19 protein-coding genes, 2 pseudogenes and 1 riboswitch are annotated in these 20,531 nt (G+C 30.2%); of the genes and pseudogenes, 9 read left to right on the top strand and 12 right to left on the bottom strand.

The features are described 5' to 3' along the window. Nucleotides 1-65: 65 nt before the first annotated feature. The 5 genes from O3802_RS03320 to thiD all read right to left on the bottom strand — a co-directional run bounded on the left by O3802_RS03320 (nt 66) and on the right by thiD (nt 4,596). The gene (locus O3802_RS03320) at nt 66-923 is read right to left on the bottom strand and encodes a MetQ/NlpA family ABC transporter substrate-binding protein (RefSeq protein ID WP_371458297.1); all 858 of its coding nucleotides are present in this window, start codon (nt 921-923) and stop codon (nt 66-68) included. 563 nt (nt 924-1,486) lie between these two features. Further along, nucleotides 1,487-2,257, bottom strand: coding sequence for an alpha/beta fold hydrolase (locus tag O3802_RS03325; RefSeq protein WP_371458298.1), 771 nt, complete (start codon nt 2,255-2,257; stop codon nt 1,487-1,489). Nucleotides 2,258-2,348: 91 nt separating this feature from the next. After that, nucleotides 2,349-2,996 carry a thiamine phosphate synthase gene (gene thiE / locus O3802_RS03330; protein WP_371458299.1) on the bottom strand — a complete coding sequence of 216 codons (648 nt, stop codon included), beginning with the start codon at nt 2,994-2,996 and terminating at the stop codon, nt 2,349-2,351. Next, nucleotides 2,989-3,777 carry a hydroxyethylthiazole kinase gene (thiM, locus tag O3802_RS03335; RefSeq protein ID WP_371458300.1) on the bottom strand — a complete coding sequence of 263 codons (789 nt, stop codon included), beginning with the start codon at nt 3,775-3,777 and terminating at the stop codon, nt 2,989-2,991. The genes thiE and thiM overlap by 8 nt, the downstream gene beginning before the upstream one ends. Before the next feature lie 30 nt (nt 3,778-3,807). After that, nucleotides 3,808-4,596, bottom strand: coding sequence for a bifunctional hydroxymethylpyrimidine kinase/phosphomethylpyrimidine kinase (gene thiD, locus O3802_RS03340; RefSeq protein WP_371458301.1), 789 nt, complete (start codon nt 4,594-4,596; stop codon nt 3,808-3,810). A gap of 145 nt (nt 4,597-4,741) precedes the next feature. Next, a riboswitch (TPP riboswitch) is annotated at nt 4,742-4,841 on the bottom strand. Nucleotides 4,842-5,052: 211 nt separating this feature from the next. On the opposite strand from thiD, the gene O3802_RS03345 reads away from it, so the two are divergent. From O3802_RS03345 to O3802_RS03365, 5 genes are all read left to right on the top strand, one after another. Further along, nucleotides 5,053-8,157 (top strand): hypothetical protein, encoded by a 3,105-nt coding sequence (locus O3802_RS03345; protein ID WP_371458302.1) that lies wholly within the window; start codon nt 5,053-5,055, stop codon nt 8,155-8,157. A gap of 164 nt (nt 8,158-8,321) precedes the next feature. Beyond that, the gene (locus O3802_RS03350; RefSeq protein ID WP_371458303.1) at nt 8,322-9,644 is read left to right on the top strand and encodes a heme-binding Shp domain-containing protein; all 1,323 of its coding nucleotides are present in this window, start codon (nt 8,322-8,324) and stop codon (nt 9,642-9,644) included. A 3-nt stretch (nt 9,645-9,647) separates the two neighbouring features. Next, nucleotides 9,648-10,601 carry a heme ABC transporter substrate-binding protein IsdE gene (gene isdE / locus O3802_RS03355; RefSeq protein ID WP_371458304.1) on the top strand — a complete coding sequence of 318 codons (954 nt, stop codon included), beginning with the start codon at nt 9,648-9,650 and terminating at the stop codon, nt 10,599-10,601. 118 nt (nt 10,602-10,719) lie between these two features. Next, on the top strand, nt 10,720-11,694 hold the full coding sequence (locus tag O3802_RS03360; protein WP_371458305.1) for a FecCD family ABC transporter permease: 975 nt from the start codon (nt 10,720-10,722) through the stop codon (nt 11,692-11,694). Further along, on the top strand, nt 11,695-12,459 hold the full coding sequence (locus O3802_RS03365) for an ABC transporter ATP-binding protein (protein ID WP_371458306.1): 765 nt from the start codon (nt 11,695-11,697) through the stop codon (nt 12,457-12,459). Nucleotides 12,460-12,660: 201 nt separating this feature from the next. On the opposite strand, the gene O3802_RS03370 is transcribed toward O3802_RS03365, so the two are convergent. After that, a complete protein-coding gene (locus O3802_RS03370; protein ID WP_197712498.1) occupies nt 12,661-12,798 on the bottom strand; it encodes a hypothetical protein in 138 nt (45 codons plus the stop codon). Between the two features lie 106 nt (nt 12,799-12,904). Here O3802_RS03370 and O3802_RS03375 point away from each other — a divergent pair. Continuing rightward, nucleotides 12,905-13,132 (top strand): annotated as a pseudogene (locus O3802_RS03375) (transposase); the annotation flags it as partial. Between the two features lie 146 nt (nt 13,133-13,278). Here O3802_RS03375 and cadX read toward each other — a convergent pair. Together cadX and O3802_RS03385 are read right to left on the bottom strand one after the other, a co-directional pair. Continuing rightward, a complete protein-coding gene (gene cadX, locus O3802_RS03380; RefSeq protein WP_003146735.1) occupies nt 13,279-13,617 on the bottom strand; it encodes a Cd(II)/Zn(II)-sensing metalloregulatory transcriptional regulator CadX in 339 nt (112 codons plus the stop codon). An 11-nt stretch (nt 13,618-13,628) separates the two neighbouring features. After that, nucleotides 13,629-14,243: a CadD family cadmium resistance transporter gene (locus O3802_RS03385; RefSeq protein ID WP_371458307.1), complete on the bottom strand. Its 615-nt coding sequence runs from the start codon at nt 14,241-14,243 to the stop codon at nt 13,629-13,631. A 715-nt stretch (nt 14,244-14,958) separates the two neighbouring features. Between O3802_RS03385 and O3802_RS03390 the strand changes: the two genes are divergently transcribed. From O3802_RS03390 to O3802_RS03400, 3 genes and pseudogenes are all read left to right on the top strand, one after another. After that, the gene (locus O3802_RS03390) at nt 14,959-16,680 is read left to right on the top strand and encodes a cation:proton antiporter (protein WP_371458308.1); all 1,722 of its coding nucleotides are present in this window, start codon (nt 14,959-14,961) and stop codon (nt 16,678-16,680) included. A 484-nt stretch (nt 16,681-17,164) separates the two neighbouring features. Then, entirely contained in the window at nt 17,165-17,470 is a 306-nt protein-coding gene (locus O3802_RS03395) for a rhodanese-like domain-containing protein (RefSeq protein WP_371458309.1), read from the top strand. A 112-nt stretch (nt 17,471-17,582) separates the two neighbouring features. Further along, a pseudogene (locus tag O3802_RS03400) lies at nt 17,583-17,861 on the top strand (rhodanese-like domain-containing protein). A gap of 127 nt (nt 17,862-17,988) precedes the next feature. On the opposite strand, the gene O3802_RS03405 reads toward O3802_RS03400, so the two are convergent. From O3802_RS03405 to O3802_RS03420, 4 genes are all read right to left on the bottom strand, one after another. Then, entirely contained in the window at nt 17,989-18,189 is a 201-nt protein-coding gene (locus O3802_RS03405) for a metal-sensing transcriptional repressor (protein WP_371458314.1), read from the bottom strand. 200 nt (nt 18,190-18,389) lie between these two features. After that, complete coding sequence (locus tag O3802_RS03410) at nt 18,390-19,418, bottom strand: HAMP domain-containing sensor histidine kinase (protein ID WP_371458310.1); 1,029 nt, start codon at nt 19,416-19,418, stop codon at nt 18,390-18,392. A 20-nt stretch (nt 19,419-19,438) separates the two neighbouring features. Next, complete coding sequence (locus O3802_RS03415) at nt 19,439-20,128, bottom strand: response regulator transcription factor (RefSeq protein ID WP_371458311.1); 690 nt, start codon at nt 20,126-20,128, stop codon at nt 19,439-19,441. Nucleotides 20,129-20,210: 82 nt separating this feature from the next. Next, nucleotides 20,211-20,531 (bottom strand): LPXTG cell wall anchor domain-containing protein (locus tag O3802_RS03420; protein ID WP_371458312.1); only part of this gene is annotated, 321 nt, incomplete at its 5' end.

Here is a 20,531-nt window from a genome sequence, read left to right on the forward strand (position 1 = left end):
AAAACGCGATTGTATTGTTCAAACTTTTGAACTTTTAAATTATAGTTTAGATTTTATAATTTACTCTATTTAACAGGTAATACTGCTCCGTTCCATTTTTCTTTAATGAATTTTTGAGTGTCTTCTGATCTTAATGCTGCTAAGATTTTCTTAACAACTAGTTTATCTTTATCACCTTGGCGAACTGCTAAAATATTTCCATAAGGATTGTCGTCAGTAGCTTTTTCCACTAAGATTGGTTCAGTTGCTGCATTTAACCCTGCATCAACTGCAAAGTTAGCATTGATTGATACTAAATCACCTTCTCCATTTTGGTAGAATTGAGTCATTAATGCTGGATCATTTTCATAACTGAATTTTAAGTTTTTAGGGTTTTCTACTACATCATCAAAAGTAGCATTAACTGGGTCTACTCCGTCTTTAATTTTAACTAAACCTTCTGCTGAAAGAAGTTTAAGAACTCTTCCCCATTCAGCTTTGTTATTACTTACTAATACTTTCGCTCCATCTTTAAGATCTTTAACATTTTTAACTTTTTTAGAGTAAAGTCCGATTGGCTCTAAGTGAACTGCACCAGCGTCCTCAATTTTATAACCATTTTCTTTTATAGCGTTTTTCAAGAATGGTACGTGTTGGAAATAGTTAATATCTATTTCTTTGTCATTTAAAGTTTTATTTGGAATATAGTAATCTTGATATGTAATGATATCTAGTTTAATACCTTCTTTTTCTAGTTGTGGTGCAACATGCTCTAATAATACTGCGTGTGGAACATTAGATGCTCCTACTTTTACAGTTACAGGATTTTTTGGATCTAACTTTTCAACATCAATTCCTTTTTTCTCTTCTTTTGATGCACTAGAGCATCCGATTAATACAAATCCAAGTACAAAGCTTGTTATTAATAATAATAGTTTTTTCATTATCATTTTCTCCTTTTATTGTTTAGATTATAATTTTTTGTTCAAGCTTAAGTAAAATAAAAACGCCCTTATCCTCCTAAGAGAATAAGGGCGAAACTAATTTCACGGTACCACCTTACTTTTTCGTAAATTACGAACTCATTTCACTACAATGGATACGTCTAGAATTATCCAGAATAATGTGCGTTTGTAACGTAACGCCTACGAAAAAAGCTTGTGTTTTAAAACTCACTTTTTTTACCATTCAAACCATTTTCTCATATCATCTGCATTGTGTGCTTTCACCTACTCACACTCTCTGTAAAAGTTCGTATATGATACTTATTTGAATATCGGTAATTTTTGAACTTGAGTAGATAATAACATTTATTTTTTTTTATGTCAACACTTTTTATAAAAAATTTTTTTTATTTTTTTGAGTTTTACTTTTTAGGAATCGTTTACAAGTTACAACTGTATGTGTATAGAGGACAAAAAAAGAAAATAAAATTAAAACTGTTAAAAAGAGCTTTCAATTATTTTTAGTAAGCACTATTCTTTTGTAACAGTTTTTAATTTTTATATTAATTTTTTAATGAATTCTCCTCTAACCAAGTATCTATTATTTTTACAGTAACATCTCTAAATTTTGGTGCTTCGTACATATGATCTGAACCTTGTATGATTTCTAGTTTAGAATTCTTATATCTTTTTGCAGTTGCTCTAGCAATGTTCGGACTAACCATGCGATCATCAGTTCCTGTGATTACAAGCACTGGTTCATGTATTTTATTAAAATCAACATAAGCTCCTTTTTGTTTATCTAAAAAAGGTAGTGCCATTTGGAAATATGTGAATCCTGATTCTGGAACTAGTTTAGCAAACTCTAGCTCCTTGTCTTTTGGATCTTGATTATTCATGCAATAATCGCAAAATGCATGTTTATACGGTGGCATAGGTTTTTTCCAAAATCCCCATCGTAAGAAATGTTTATAGAAACAAATTACCATACTCGGATAAAAAGCAAATATTCCTGCAGCAGGAGCTGTTCCCATTAATATAAGTCCAGAAACCTTTGTTTTAACAGCAACAAGTTGTGCTATTAATCCACCTAAGGAATGACCTAATACTAAAGGTGGTTCATCTAAACTCTCTACTAATTTTACAATATCATCTGTATATTCTCCTAAACTTACACGTCCCACTTTTTGTTCTACTTCTTCATAAGGTAAATCATGATAACGTAATGAAGGAGTATGAACACACAGTCCTAATTCCTCTAATTTATGTTTGAACTCTCCCCAAACACTCCCGTCACACCATGTACCATGAATTAATACTATATCCTTCATCATTTTATTCCTCACTTAGCGAAATTATTTCTACACCAATTATACTTAAAAACACTTTGTTTTGCAAATTCTAATAAAACTATACACTCTTCTCTTATTCTACATAAATTTTATATTCATTAATCATTTGCTCTACTGTCTGTTTTATATGCTCTGAGTAAGAAATTGCTGAAATAATAGATACTCCTTCTACTCCGATAGCTGCTATACTTCTAATATCTTCTTTTGTTATCCCCCCTATTGCAACTATTGGTATATTAGGAACTAATTTACGCATTTTTTTTATCCCTTTATATCCTATAGCTCCTCCAGCATCATTTTTTGAAATAGTACTATGAACAGGACCAACCCCTATATAATCTACAAATTCTATCTTAGACTTTCTTAGTTCCTCTTCATTTCCAACTGATAAACCTATTATTTTGTTTGGGAGTAACTTTCTAATTTTTTCAACATCTGCATCTTCCTGACCAACATGCACCCCATCTGCATCAAGTTTTATCGCAAGTTCTATGTCATCATTTATAATAAACGGTACTTGATAAATTTTGCATAATTCTTGGATTTTTTTTGCTAATTCTTCTTTTTGGAAACCTACAAGTGCACCGTCTCCTTTTTCTCGAAATTGAAAACTTGTTATTCCTCCACGAAGTGCTTCTTCCACTACTTGTTCTAAGTTTTTATTATTACATGTTGTCGTTCCACATATAAAATATAGCTTTAATATTTCTTTATTAAACATATTCTTCTACCTTTTTATATTTTTCAATATCACTATCCGAAACTGTGTATAAAGCATTAATAAATTCTTCTTTAAAAGTTCCTGGTAAAGTCGCACGTGGTTGTTTTTCTGCCATTTCACCTGCTATATTATAAGCTAGCATTGCAGTCTCTAGATTTTTCATCATATCATTATTCAAACCTACAAAGCTGGCAACAACTGCGCCCAACAAGCAACCCGTTCCTATTACTTTTGGCATCATAGCACTACCATTTTTTATCAATTTTACTTTTCCATCCACTGCTATTGCGTCAATTTCACCCGTAACTACTATTGGGATATTTAACTCCTTATTAGCTTTCAAAGCTAATGCTCCTACATCTTCTACTGTGGCACTATCTACACCTTTAGAAGCAACATTCCCTCCTATAAGAGCTGCTATTTCTCCTGCATTTCCTCTTATAGCAGATAATTTATAATTAGTAATTAAATCTTGGGCTACCTTTTTTCTATATTCTCCAGCTCCACAAGCAACTGGATCCAATACAGCTGGTACATTGTACTCTTCTGCAATTTTCAATGCATCTTGATATAACTTCCAATTTTTATCTGTCAACGTCCCTATATTTATTAAAAGTCCGCCTGCATATCTTAGTAAATCTACCAAATCTTTTTTATATTCACTCATAGCTGGTGAAGCACCTAATGCTACCAACCCATTGGCAGTAAAGTTTTTAACTACATCATTTGTTATACAAATAACCAACGGATTCTTTTCTTTTAATAATCTTAAGTTACTCATCCTTATTCTCCTTTATATAATTATTTATTTCTAATCCTTATATGCAAAATGGTTTACCGGTCCATTTCCATGCCCTAATTCAGGAGTATATTTAATAGCCTCTGTTATAAATTTTTTCCCTATTATTACTGCCTCTTCTATACTTTTTCCTTTAGCTAGTTCTGCTGTAATTACTGCTGAAAGTGTACAGCCTGTCCCATGTGTATGCTTTGTTTGAAATTTCTCACTCGTGAATACTTTCTTTGTACCATCTTTTATATACAAATAATCGGTAGCTGTTTCTAAATGACCACCCTTTATAAGAACAGATTCACTACCAAATTCATTTAAAATAATTTTCCCTGCTCTATCTATATCTTCTTCAGTCACCACATTGAAACCGACTATTTCTTGAGTTTCTGGAATATTAGGTGTAACAATTGTCGCTTTAGATAATAATTTTTGCTCTAAAGCATCTTGTGCCTTCTCATCAATTAATCTATCTCCACTCGTTGCTATCATTACTGGATCTAGTACATAAGGAATCTCATTTGTTAAATACTTTTCTATTACTTCCATATGCTCTAATGTTGGAATCATCCCCGTTTTTAAGGCATGCGGGGTAATATCATCAAAAACACTTTTTAGTTGTGCATCAAATATTTCCAAATCTAAATTACAGATTTTTTGAACTCCAAGGGTATTTTGTGCCACAACACTTGTAATAGCAGCCATTCCATAAACTCCCCTTGCTTGAAAACTTTTCAAATCTGCCATGACTCCTGCTCCACCGCTCGGGTCTGTTCCTGCAATAGTTAATGCAATTGGTAATTTACTCATAACTTACATCTCCCCTCACTAACTTTTTCATAAATTTACCTCCTTAAATGTATTTATAAAAAATTAATAATCAAAACTTAACAACAAAAAATCCCAAATGACAACACTTGGGATTTCTATGAATTTTTATATTATGCATAATTACCATATTTTAATTTCACATTCCCTACGCAAGCATTATCTAGTTCAGGTCAAAGGGTCTTACAAAAAAGTAATCTCAGCTTAAAGCACCCCTAGTGGTTTATTATTAAATTATATTTCCATCATATCAAAGAAAAAATAATAAGTCAATAAATTGAGAAAACGCCTTCTCTATAACTTAATAAGCATTTATAACAATAGTAAAAGTTATTACTTTTTTAATAAGTGATAATGATTATTGTTTACAAACACTAATATTTGTCGTATAATAGTTATTAATGATAATCACTTTCAAATAAAGGAGACATATTAACTATGAAAAAAAATAACTTGTTAAAAGTTCTTTCAGCTGCAGCAATAGTTTCTACGTTGTCAACAGCTGGGCTAATTAACACACAACACGAGCAAACAGCATATGCAGCTAATGAAGTGACCTCTAAACCTATTGATGTTCCTTCTACGTTGCAACATTATTATGAAAATCGTCCATCTATGGGGAACGGTGCTTTACACAAAGTAACAGTTCAAAAAGTTGGAGATCAATACAAGTATACTGTTATTTGGAAAGATCTTACTTTTGCAGGTAAAAATGATGGTGTTTCTAAATTCTGGGTAGAAGGAAAACAAGTAGAATTAACTCCTACATCTATAGACGGGCTTGTTAATCCAAGAATTGCTGAATTTACACTGCCTGAATTAAAATCAAAAATAGAAGTCGAAGTTTTTGTTCAAGTAATGGAAGACCTTTCGCCTGGTGGTGGACGCCAAAAAGCCTACTTACAATTAGATGTTACAAAAGCTAAGGAAGAATTTAATAAATCTACTAAACCAGCAGAGGGAACAAATCCTGCTGTTACTCCTGGAGAAAAGCCTGCTAAACCAACAACACCACCTACACAAGGTCTTGTTGACCACGTAGCCGATAGTAGTATTGTTCCAAAAGAATTTCCAGCTACTGCTAAAGGTAGTTTTAAACAAGCTGGTTCAGATACAAAAGACTCAGCATATAATGCTGCCTTAGATTCTGACGTTAAGATAGAAAAAGTTGGCGATAAATATAAATATACTTTTAAAATACATCCTGGAACATTTTCTATGGGTGGGAATGCTATGAACTTTGAATTAGAAGAAATTCTTTATAAAGATAAAGTTCTAGATACTAAAGTGCTAGATGCAGAGAAAAAAATTAAAGAAGTAACTCTAACAACTAGTGAATTATTTGATAAAATTCAATTAAAAGGCTCTACTACATATCCAGGAATGGGTAAAATGACTCACCCAATGACTTTCGCCTTAAATTTCAATAAAAAGAATGATTTATCTGATTACAATATATCTACGGATAAAAATATTTACCCAGATGTGCCATATACTAAAGAATTGAAAAAACAACTTCCTATAACAGTCCAAGGTCATTTTAGAAATGCTATTGATAATAAAGAAGAATCTCTTTACAATGCTGCTTTAGACCATGATGTTAAAGTAGAAAAAGTCGGAGAAAAATATCATTATACTATAAGAGTTAAACCTGGAGTGGCATCAGTTGGTGGAGAACTATATGCTTTTGAATTGTCTTATCTTCAATACAAAGATGTTACTTTGCCTGAGAAAAAACTTACACCTTCTGGAAAAATTAGAGAAATCACTATAGTAGCTGATAAACTATTACAAAAAATTCAACTTACTGGTGCTAATGTTTATCCAGGACAAAAAAATCCTACAAAACATGACACTACATTAGAGTTGTACTATGAAACTGCTAGAGATTTTGTAGAAAAACCTGTTGTTGAAGAAAAACCTACAGTGCCTACTAAACCATCTAAGCCTACACCTCCAACTAAACCAGAAGAAAACAAAAAACCAGAAGCACCTGCAGTTCCTGATCATGAAGTAGTATATGACAAAGTACCTAATACTTTACCTACTACCGTTAAAGGTGAGCTTAAATATCAAAAAGATAATTCTCAATTATCTACATACGCTAATTTATTTGAAAAAGATGTTACTATAGAAAAAGTTGGCGATAAATATAAATATACTTTTAAAGTTAAAGAAGCAAAAGGAAATACATTTGTTACAAAAATGACAAATTTCCAATTTTCTAAAATTGTTCATAACGGTACTGAAGCTACAATAACAAATCTAGAAAAAAATCAAAAAGAAGTATCATTTACAACAGATAAATTATTAGATAAAATCCAATTAAAAGCTACAGTCGTTTCTAAACAAAATAAAGGGGGGAACGAGGTTGATGTAACACTAGACCTTAATTTCCCAAATTCTCCTGCCGTATTCTTAACTGAAGGTAGAGGAGTTGAAAGTTCAAAAGATGGTGCTTATGTAACTTTCTCTGATAATGATAACTCTACTCCTGTTAAAGTAACTATTCCTGTAGCAGGATTAGATAAATCTGTAAAAGAGTTAGCGGTAGAACCAAAAGAAGTACCTGGAATTGATAAAAAAGATAATAGTATTTTCGATATCCACTTCCTTACTAAAAACGGAGAAGTTAAACAAATAAAACAAGCTGCCAAAGTATTAATACCTGTAGATAGAGAAGTCGTAGAAGCTTATCATATTAATGAAGATGGTAGTAACAAAGAACCTCTTAAATTTGAAAATAAAGTTATTGATGGTAAAAAATATGTAGAAGTTGAGGCAAAACACTTTAGTCTAGTTGGAATTAAATTTGCTACAAATAATAACAATGGAAACAACGGAGATAACGGAAACAACGGAGATAACGGAAACAACGGAAATAACGGAAATAACGGAAATAACGGAAACAACGGAAATAACGGAAACAACGGAAACAACGGAGATAACGGAGATAACAGAAAAACTATTAAGAATACTGCTACTATATTTAAAGGTGTAACTGCTAAACTTATGCACGCTCACCAACCTGGTAAACTTTCTATGGGTAATGCAGCTCTTGATCGTGTACAAGTTTACGAACAAAATGGGGTTTATCACTATGTTGTTTACTTTAAAGATATAAAATTCCTTGGTCAAACAGATGGTATTACTAAGTTTTGGGTTAATGGAACTGAATATCCATTGTATAAAACAGGTGGAGCTAACAATGAAGTTCGAGCTCACTTCACTAGTAAACAAAAATTAACTCAAGTTTCTGTATCTGTATTTGTTCAAACTATGGAAAACATTATGCCTGGTGGTGGTAAACAAAATGCTATCTTAACTTTTAACTGGTCTAATGTTACAGAAGAAAAAGAAGAAGTTCCTACTATACCTGGAGGTACACCTGTTGGTGATAGTGGGGCTGATACTGGTACCGGTACTTTAAATCCAAATGGTAAACGTCTAGCAAGAACTGGATTAGAGTCAACAAGCTCTATCTTTGCTGGTATTATCACACTAGCTAGTGCTGTATTCCTTGGAAGAAAAAGACAAAAATAAAATAACAATTTGAGGTTGATAATAACCCGCTCTTTATCAGCGTTCATCCATATTATCAACAATAAAGCGGGACGATAAGTTTTTCGTCTCGCTTTTTTTAAATATTTTATAGACACTATCTAATATTTCTATAAAATTAAATAAATGAAAGAGAGATTTTTAATATGAAAAGAATATTTAAATTTGTTGTAATAATTTTTGCAACTCTTGCTTTTATATTTTCTTCTTCTAAAATTAACACTATCGAAATTGCAAAAGCTGATGGGAAAAAAGTTTATAATGTTCCTATCGAATTATGGCATTCTGAAAATAGCGGTAGACTTTCTATGGGGAATAATGCCTTAGCTACTACTGCCTCTGTTACTGAATATGAAAATGGAACATCTAATATTACTGTTCAATTTGTTCCAATGGATTTTAATAATTTACATGGGCATTTACTATCACTTGACGTCTACTCTACGCCAATATTTTCCGGTTCGTTAAGCGCCGCATCAGTTACAAGTACTTATAATGATACAAATCTTAATGGTGGAACAAGTACCTACCCTAGTACTCTAAACTTTAACTACTCTGCAATAAAGCCAGATAAAATTGGTGTTAGAGTCGCAGTTGATGCTATGAATCAAATTATGGGAGGCGATGCTTCTCAAGACGCTATCTTGAAGTTTAATTGGAGTGCTGCAACCCTTGTTTCAGGATCAGAAGATAATAAAAAAAATGATAACAAAAAAGAAGAAGAAGAAGAAAACAAAACCTCTGACAATAATGATAAAGACAAAGCCCCTGATGGATTTGTCGCTAAAAAATTAGAAGATTACTTTAAAGATATAAATAAAACTAAAAAAGTTGGAACTTATAATCTTGATATTACCGGTTCTTATTTAAACCCATTAACAGGAATCACTGCTGATGGTGGAACAAAAAATGCTTCTATCGGTGAAGGTATGGTTCAAGGGGTTATAGCACCTATCAATTCTGGAGGAAATCTAGATGAAGCTATGAGCAACCAAAAGGCTGGTGGAGAAAAACGTTGGGCTAAAGCACAACTTCAACGTACAAAAGATGGTAAACTATATGCTACTGTGCGTATTCATCTTATGAATTGGATTGAGCGTAGTAAAGAGCAAGGTCCGTTCATTAAGGTATTACAAAGTAATGGAGAATTTAAACAAGTTGCAGCTACTGAGACTAAAGTTAATATCGAGCAATATAAAGATAGTTATGTAGATTATCGCTTTGAAGTTCCTAATGAAAATTTCCTTGCTATGGCGCAGATGTACGTTAAACCTATGAATCGTCCAGTAAGATTTTTTATAGAAGTTAATACTGATACAATCAAAGAAGGAAACATTGATATGGATGTTCTTAAAGAAAAAAATTATACTCCATACTATATTGGTGGAACTATTGGTGTGCTTATTTTAGTTGGTGGAGCTTATATTTTAAAAAGAAATAAAAAAATTTCTAATAATACTGAGGAATAACTTATGAAAAAAAAATTAAACCTAATATTTATTCTTCTCACTAGTTTAATTATTCTTCTTAGTGCTTGTTCTAATAATAATTCTGGAAATACTACTGGAACAGATGCTTCACAAGCAGATAAAGCATTTAGTGAAACAATCGATTTAACTGGCGTTAATAAAGATAAAAAGTCAGAAGAAGAAAATGGCAAACGTATTGTTATGGATTCTGTAGCACTTAGCAGCATAGCTGATAAATTAGATATTAAACTAGCTGGTGTTCCTACAAGTAAACTAGGAAAAATGCCCGCCCGTTATAACAATATTATCCAAATCGGTCTACCTATGAATCCTAATATGGAAGTAATAAAATCTATAAAACCAAGCATGGTCTATGCTCCTGATAATCTATCAGATTGGCTTAAAGAAGGTTTTGATAAAAATGATATCCCTTATAAGTTTGTTAATTTACGTAGTGTAGATGGCTTATACAAAGTAACAGAAGACTTGGCAAATGAATTTAATAAAAAAGAAATTTATAATAGACTCAAACAAGAACGCCAACTTTTTGATAATCAATTTTCTAAAAAACTAGAAGGTAAAAAGAAACCTAAGGTTTTAATCTTAATGGGCTTACCTGGTAGTTACGTAGCAGCAGGTGAAAAGTCTTATGTAGGAAATCTTGTAAAACTTGCTGGTGGGGAAAATATTATAAAATCTAATGAAGAATTTAGTCAACTAAATCTAGAAACTGCTCTTGCTGAACAACCTGATTTTATTTTACGTACTGCTCACGCTATGCCTGATGAGGTTATGGATATGTTTAAAAAAGAGTTTTCTTCTAATAAAAGTTGGCAACACTTTAATGCTGTAAAAAATAATAAAGTAATCGATCTTGATAACAAAATTTTTGGTATGACTGCTGGTTTTGATTATAATGACGGATTAAACTTCTTATATGATACTTTTTATAAATAATTAAAATTAGGGAAAAACATTGACTATAATACTAACGTTGATATATCAGTGCTTTTCCTTAACTTATAAAATTGTTTTACCTTAATAAAACTTTAACTATATTGGAAAGGAAAAAACTATGTTAAAAGATAAAAAAATTATTTCTTTTGTCATTATCACTTCATTACTTATATTTACTATTTTTATTTCTGCAAATAGTGGTAGCATTAAAGCCAATTTTTCTGAACTTATTGTTGGAATTTTTTCTAAAGAGTACGCTAATGTGAATGCTATCATCGATGTCCGCTTTCCAAGAATTATTATTACTATTCTTGTAGGTGCTGCTCTTGGAATAAGTGGGCTGCTTTTACAAACTGTTTTAAAAAATCCATTAGTTGATCCTAGTCTTATTGGTGTTTCTAGTGGGGCTGCTCTATTTATGTATTTTGGTATTGGTTTATTTCCAAATTTAATTATCTTTAAATCTATTTTTTCTATTATCGGAGGAATGCTAGGTTTTGCAATAATTTATTTTCTAGCTGGTAAGACAAAAAATAATATAAAGATAATTTTAATTGGTATAGCCATTAGCTACTTTTTTACTGGTATTCTAAACTTCCTACAATATTTAAATCAAAGTAATTCTTCCACCTCACTTTCTTTTAAAACTTCATCACTGGGAACAAAGAATTGGGAAGATGTTAAGTTACTAGTAATCTGGCTTCCTATATTGTTTGTAGCAAGCTTCCTTTTGGCTAAACTATGTAATATATTTACTCTAGATGATAATATTATCTCATCACTTGGAGTAAACATTAATAGAGTTAGACTACTTATTTCATTCGTTGCTGTAGCTCTAGCGTCTATTGCAACAACGGTTGCTGGTGTTCTCGTTTTTCTTGCATTAATAACCCCTCATATTGCCAAAATAATTATCGGTAGAAATCACATATTTACCATTCCATTTACTGGATTATTAGGTGCTTTTATTCTTTTACTATTTGACACGTTAGGTCGTGTCGCATTTAATCCAGTGGAAATACCTGCTGAACTTATTATGATGATAGTTGGTGGCCCAGCCTTTATTATTCTTGTGAAAAGAGGTGTAAATTAGATGGAAAATATTATCGAAATAAAGAATCTATCTTTTAAATACAATACTACTAAAGCTATCTTTAGTGATTTGAACTTAACTATAAAAAAAGGAGAAATAACTACTTTTTTAGGCAAAAATGGTTGTGGCAAGAGTACTTTAATAAAACTATTATCAAAAAATATCACTAATTATACCGGTAATATTTTTTTAGAAAATAAAGAATTAAAAAGCTATTCTCTAAAAGAGTTAGCGACAAAACTTTCAATAGTTTATCAAAATAATATTACTCCACAGGAAATTACAGTCTTTGATATGGTTAGTTTTGCACGATTACCTTATCAAAATATATTCTTCTATAAACAAACAAAAGAAGATATAGAAAAAATAAATTTTGCCTTAAAAGAAACAGACCTAATAGACTATAAGAATACTATAGTATCAGAGCTTTCTGGTGGTCAATTACAACGTGTTTATATTGCAATGTGTCTAGCCCAAGATACTGAAATAATTATCTTAGATGAACCAACAACATTTCTTGATATAAAATATCAAAAATCTATTATGAAACTTGTGAAACGACTTAATCAAGAGCTACATCTTACAATCATTATGGTTCTTCATGATATCAATCAAGCCATAACATATAGTGATAACATAGTAGCACTACTTGATGGAGAAATAATAAAAAATGATAAAGCTCACACATTGCTTGATGAAGAATTACTTAATAAAATATACGATACAGCTATTAAAATAGAAGATGGAAAAGTGATTAGTTGGTAAATTTACTAACAATGTATGAAAAAATTAAATCAATCGCTATGTCTAAGTATTAATATTTAGATGTGGCGATAATTTTATATCTGTAAAGGTTGTTAATGTTATTTCAGCAATCTTTAAATACTGTTATATCAACGTTTATGAGAATTTACCCTTCAAATGGTAGAGCGAAAGCTAGAGTAGTTAATAAGTTAATTCAGCAATCTAATCTAAATAAATGCTGACTACTTCTAGCTTTCTTTGAGGTGCTAACTCTGCGCAAGTATCCGTAGTAGTTAACATTGACTTATGCCCCATTCTGACTTGGAGTTCTTTCCAATTTGTACCTACATTAAGCAACATTGAATCATGAGTGTGTCGGAACAAATGGAAACCATAATCTGGTGATCCTAGACTTACTAATTGAAAATGATAAAATAAAAATGTACAAATAGGTTATAATAGTGCATATTATCAGTTTCACTACCAGATTTGGCACAGCATTTATTCGACAAACCTCATTGAGTCTCTTAATAAAGAAATCAAACGTCAAACGAAAAAGAAGGTTTTTCCTAACGAGGAGTCTCTGGAACGTTACCTAGTTACTTTGTTTGAAGATTATAATTTCAAGCAAAGTCAACGAATCCATAAAGGGTTTGGCCAACGTTATGACACACTCGAAAGCTTATTTGATTAATACTCCGTAACTCTATTTGAGCGTTTACACATACTTATTGACAGTATCAACATGATACGAGTAGGTATTTCTTGTGAGTAAATTTCATCAAAAAATTTCATAGATAAGTCGTATATATAATCATAGTAAAGTAGTAAAAATAGTTGTTATCCTAGTTGATTAAAAAAATCTCTGATTTCCTCATCTTTTATAAAATAATATATAATTTTCCCCTCTCTTCTAGTGTCCAAGATGTTTTCATTGGCTAGTTTACGAAGATGGTGGGATGCAGATGCCATACTGAGATCTAGTAAACAGGCTATATCACAGACACAGAGTTCTTCAACAGCAAGGAGGTAAAAGATGATATTTATCTGTTTATTATCGGTAAACTTTGTTAAAATGCGAAGTGATTTTTGGACTTTTTCCTTTTCAAGGTAGTTCATTGCGGTTGTAACATTTTGTTGATTTATAATATTCACTTGGCAGATACTATCTTTTTTCATAATATTTTCTCCTAGCCTAACATAGTCCATAGCATGTCAAGACTGTTATTTTCAATCAGGATATATATCCCCAATCCTAAATAAACAACGGCAATAAACCATCTGCTATATTTTTCCAAAGTTTCTCCAACAGATGGGACTTGTACCAATTTTTGGGCAGAAAAAACCAAGAGATAAATCATGACTAGAAATGTAAGTAAAGCCACTATCAAATCCACTAAATTTAATGTAATAAAATATGGGACAAAGATACCAATATTGTCGGCACCGCAACTTGCAAAAGTAATCATAGCGACTAGAAAAATCAGGTTTTTATTATCTTTGCGCAACCCTTCTTTGGCAATAGCTTCTCCATCAGAATCTCCTAAAAGCAAAACTTTGAGACCTAAGAAAATTGGAATCAAACCGAGCAAACCTAAAATCTCTTTACTAGGAATATAATGTAAGACAAACGCAAAAAGTAAACTTAGCAATATTAGACTAACAGAGCCTAGAAATTGTCCTAAATAGATGTTAATGATGTCTTTTCTGCTTTTTCTTTTGGCAAAAAATAACATTAGGATAATAAGTAAGTCTACGGCTGTCCCAGAATACAGGATTATTGAAGTAACAACATTTTGAATCATAAAACACCTCATTCAAATATATTTTTGAATATATTGTAACATTGAACTTTGTAGATGTCAACTTCAACTTCACCAAAATATAGATAAGAGTTAGTGTACCAAATATTAAAAAGTCCTGCCATCGAAATGATAGCAGGACTTAACTTCAATATCCAACTGATATATTTATCTAAAAAAGGTAGAGTTTTTATTGATTTATAGTACGATGTAATGAGTTTCAAAAAATCAAAAATCAATTAAAATCAATATTTTGACATCTATTGACGTGTACTGAAGCTATTACCTAACCTCTAAAAAATAACAAATAACACCTCTTCTAAAACTATCAAAATTAATGTTTTACAATATTCATTAGTAACTTCATTAAAATTGTATAATCGTTGATTTTAATATTAAATAATTGTAAAATACATTGGTACAAATAATAATAATAATAAAATAATCACAAAGGAGTTTTTTATGGAATTACTAACTACCCTAGGTATATTTGTCATAATTGTAATACTTGGTTCATTTTTAAATAATCTTTTTCCACGTATTCCCGCAGCCTTATTCCAAATAATACTTGGTGCTGCGGTAACATTTATTCCTAACCTCCCACTTCATTTTGAGTTTAAATCAGAAATGTTTATGATGTTAGTTATCGCTCCCTTATTATTTACTGACGGGTTCAACTCGTTCTTAAAGAATATCTGACAAACGACCAATTATATATATGGCAATATTTTTAGTTCTTGTGATGGTAATTGTTGTCGGTAGCATAATTCATTTATTGCTTCCAATGATTCCATGGGCAGCATGTTTTGTTTTAGCTGCTATCTTATCACCTACAGATGCTGTTGCTGTTAAATCAATAACTAAAGGAATGAGATTACCTAAAGGACTTATGGCTATATTAGAAGGTGAATCACTTCTTAATGATGCTTCTGTGCTTGTATCATTTAATATAGCTCTAGCAGCCGTTCTTACTAACACATTTTCTGTCACGAATGCTAGTTATAAATTTTTAGTAGTTGCAGGAGGTGTAGCGATCTTTGGACTTATTATTGGGATAGCATTCTCTTATATTAAATTTATATTCTCAACAAAGTTTGCTGACGAATTTAATATTTTAGTTATTTTTCAATTAATAACACCAGTTATAGCATTCTATCTTGCAGAACATATTGGTGTCTCTGGTATCGTAGCTGTAGTAATTGCAGCTCTAGTTTACAACTACCAAAGAAAACTTCACTTACTTACTGTTGTAAGTAGTGATGCTGCAGTAACTATAGACAGTACTCAACAAATTACGAGTTATGTACTAAATGGTTTCGTATTTACCTTTTTAGGATATTTACTCCCTGAGATATATCATACTATATTTAACAATAGAGAGATTGATATTGTATATGGATTCATAATTTCATTAGTTATTTTTTTAGGTCTAATGATAGTCAGATTGACCTTTGTATATTTCAACTACATATCATTCCAACCTCATCTTTTCACTACTGCTAGAAAAACAGCGAAAATAATATTAAATAGAAAATTTGACAAAGGTAACTATTCTAGATTTAGTTACTCATTAATTACTAGTTTATGTGGTATTCATGGTACAGTAACACTTGCTACAGCACTTATGATTCTGGTTATAACTGCCACTGGGGATAACTTCCCACTTAGAAATACCATCTTATTTATTGCAAGTAATGTCGTTTTATTAAGTATTATTATCGGTACAATCGCCCTTCCTCTTGTTGTTAAAGATGAGGATGAAGAAAAAGAATATAATCAATACTCTCTTCGTGAGAAAATCCTAGAAGGGACACTTGAAGAATTAAAACAGCGTGATATTTCTAAAAAATCTATTGAAGAAAAAGTTGCTTATGCTTTTGAAATAAAAAGTTTACACGAATTAAAAACATATTTCAGAAATATGCAAACTGGAGAATTTAAGAATACAAAAGGAGCTCTAGCATTACACAAAAAAATAATGAAAGCTCAAGATAAAGCCCTTCCTGAAATTCTTAAAGATAATCCAAACATTGAGCAAATTTTAGAAATTTCTAAACTTATGCAACTTAGAAAATCTTTATTGTTCACATATTCGATACCAAAAAACTTATTACTTAATTTAAGAATATATATAAAAGAATCCAATCTAAAACGCCGTTTAATACGTCATTTTGTTGCTGAAGATTTAACTCCTGAATTTTATGAGAAAATTAAAGAAAAAGTTCCAAATAGAAGAAAAGAGAACTTTGCGAGTAAATTAAATGAAATTAAACAAAGAGCCGAATCTTCTTCGAATCAAATTCAAGCTATAATTGATTGCTCTCCTACTATAAGAGACGCACTTCTTAAGATAGCTTATGATGTCATTGAAGAAAAATGTTCGAATGAAAATACTGCAGAATTTGTTAAAAATGTATATAGATATTACTTATTTACTTAATTTGAAGTATTTTTAGAAGACATAGATTTTGAAGAAGAACTTAAAGAGCTTCAAATGGAATCAGTTCGACTTTTAAAATATAGAGTATTAACTATGAGAAAATTAAACTATATTTCTCTAGAAGATTCTTACACAGCTCTTCGCAACTTGAACTTTAGTGAATCAATGATTTTCCCTCGTGAGACTGAAGAAGAATAAAATATAAAAAAGCTGACCTCAACTTAGATTATTATCAAAACTCTGAGGTACGTTTTATTTTTTTAAAAACTAATTATCCATAAAACATAAAAGAATTATATTTACATCTTTTTTATGATATTTTTCAAAATCTTTTCAAAGTATAATTAATTCTCTTCTTACTTTCTCTAAAAATTTTTTGTAGGACTATTATTATCTTATTACTTTATAATAAATCATCATCCTTGACAAAGATTTCAATTAATATTTTAATATACCCTATAAGGGTATATAGGAGGTAAACAAAATGTTTTTTTTATTCACAAAAATTGACAGTATTTCTACTACTGAATCAGAAAATAAATTAAAGGAAAATATTCAATTAATTGACGTAAGAACACCTGGTGAATTTAGAAGAGGCCATATAAAAAACGCAAAAAATATTCCACTAAATGAAATCGGCAACTTCACTCCAATAGCTGACAAAAAAATATATGTAATTTGTCACTCTGGAGCAAGAAGTAAACTTGCCACAAAGAAACTTAAAGAAAGAGGTTTCGATGTTGTTAATGTTCAAGGTGGAATGCATGCATGGCGAGGTAAAATAGTTTAAAATCAGACTATAAATAATTTAACTCTGTTAAAAACATAACAATTTATCAGACTAATACAGTAGTTAAATTTAGTAATATTGAAAGGAATCAACTATGAAAAATAATATTTCAATGAAAGATTTTTATGAAAAGTATAATAATGAGGAACTTACAATTCTCGATGTAAGAGAAAATCACGAATATGCAGCTGGTCATATACCTTCTGCTCAAAATTTTTCTTTAAGTAGTCTTGGTATAGAATTCACTAAATTAGATAAAAATTAAAAATACTATGTAATATGTCAAGCAGGTGGACGTTCAGCTAGGGCATATGATTTTCTAGAGGCTCAAGGATTCGATATAATAAATATCGAAGGTGGTATGAATAATTGGCCTGAAGAAAAAAAATAAAATATTAAACAATAAAAACAACCAAATTTTACTATATTGAAATTCTCTGTAATACAAAATTAATACATCATCAAAAAACTTGTTCCTAAGATTAGTTAGAAACAAGGCTTTTTATTATTTCTTTAAACTATTTACTCTTTACTATATATTTTATAGCTTTTTCTATTTTTTCTTTCTGTTCAAAGGGATTTTCTAAAGGATTATTAATACATTCCATAAGATTCTCTGTTATTAGTAACTCAATAACACGATCAACGCTTGAACGAACTGCACTTAATTGAGTTATTATATCAATACAATCTCTCTCTTCTTCTATCATTTTTTGAATCCCTCTTAGTTACCCTTCTGAGCGCTTAAGACGTGTAATATACTTTGAATTTGCCATATTTATTTTCCTCAGTAAATTTTTTTTAATTATACCTTGAATAATTTATTTTGTCAAAACTTTGAAAATCCTGAAAATCTAATTTCTCTTGTTATTTCCAAAAAATCAAATCAATTAAAATACATTATTATATACTCGGTATATTAACAATTAATTTTCAAAGTAAATTTACTACCCTTTCCATACTCACTTTCTACTAATATGTCTCCATTTATTTGTAAGGCTAACTGTTTCGCTATTGCCAAACCTAATCCATAACCACCAGTTTTCATATTTCTTGATGCTTCAACACGATATAATCTTTTAAAAATATTATCAATCTCTTCTTCTTTTATACCACAACCTTCATCAATTACAGAAATAGATAATTCTTGATTTTGTATTTCAGCAACTATTTCTATTTTTGTACCACTTGGTGAATATTTAAATGCATTACCTATCAAATTTACGATAATTCTTTGTATTTTATTGTAATTACTTACTATTTTAGCATTCTCAGGAATAACTTTAATAAAAATATCTCTATTTTCCTTTTCTGCTCGCAACTTAAACTCTGACATACAGTCAATCAATAATTTGTCTAAAAATATTGTTTTATTTTTATCATCTTCACTAGTATCTTTTACACTTAAAGTTAAATAATTTAATTCTTCAACAAGTTTATTCAATCTTGTTGTTTGACGACAAATTGTTTCTAGATAATATTTATATTCTTCTCCTTTTATTATTCCGTCTAACATTCCTTCTGCCGTTGATTGAATTGAAGTTATAGGAGTTTTAATATCATGTGATAATTGGGCTATCATAAGGGATTTTTCTTTTTCACTTTCTTCCAATGATTCAAAACTTTCTTTTAAATGTTTTGCCATTTCATTGAATGATAACGATAATTCTCTAAACTCAGTAGGACCTTCTACAGGATTACTAATATCAAAATTTTTCTCACTTATACTAATCGTTTGTCTCTTTAGAACACGTAATGACTTAAATACACCTTTTAATAATATAATGCTAATTGTAGCTCCAATTAGCCCCGCAATTATTGTAATCACAACTATAAAATATGTATCTTTTTTTTCAATTAACATTAAATTTGAAGCCCAAAAAACAGCCATAATAGTTATTAAAAATGATAAAATATATCCAACAATAATATAATCTCTTAATTTCATACTATATTTCCTTTCCATTTTTAAACTTGTTTTTCCATTTTGTATCCTAGACCCCATACAGTTTTTATACTTGGTGTTTTTTTTGTCGAATGTTTCGTTAAAATTCTTCTTAAAGAGTGTATATGCACATTTAGCGTATTTGCATCTTCTACATATTCATCTTGCCAAATTTTTTCATACAATTCTGTTTTAGAAAAAACACGATCCGGATTATTAGCCAGTAGCCATAATAATTCAAAAGATTTCACGGTTAGTTCTAATTGTCTATCATTTACCATAGCAATTCTACTACTATAGTTAATTTCTAAATCACCTAGAGTTAAAATATTTTCACTACTATTTTTTTCAATTCTACGTAGTATATTTTTAACTCTTAAAACTAATTCTCTTGGACTAAATGGTTTTACTATATAATCATCTGCTCCCAAACTTAAAGCGTAGATTTTATCTGGCTCTGTTATTTTCGCTGTTATGAATAAAAATGGTTGTTCCTCATCTAAATACTGTACTTCGCTGATTAAATCATAGCCATCCATATTTGGCATCATTATATCTGTAATTATTAAAGAATATTTATTTTTCTTGTATTTCTCTAAAGCTTCTTTACCATCATTAGCGATATCAACATCATATCCACCTTGCTCTAAATATCGTTTATTTATCTCCGTTATTTCTATTTCATCATCTACTAATAAAATTTTATTAACCATATTTAACTCCTCTTATCAAAATAGTACTATACAATAAAAGTATAGCACTATTTCGATAAAATCTACAAGTTTATTTTATTTATTAATTATTTTTTCTTCTGAATCCTAATAGACCTAAGAAGCTTGCAATGATTAATCCTAGTATTCCAGTATTTGATGAATTTGTTGAACTCATTGTTCCTTCAGGTGCCGCACTTGTTTTTGGTAGCATACCTTTTTTCATCATTCCATTACTCATATGAGTATTCATAGTCATATTATCTTGCGTAATATCTTTATCCATATGAGAATCCATAGTCATATTTTCTGGCATCATATCTTCACCTGGTTTCATATCCATTTGCTTAGTTTCTTTATGTAGATTTATAGTTACTTCTTTTGTTGCTACTACGTTTGTTAGATC

Origin of the sequence: Gemella sp. 27098_8_92 (assembly GCF_041433685.1) — a bacterium.
GTDB lineage: Bacteria > Bacillota > Bacilli > Staphylococcales > Gemellaceae > Gemella.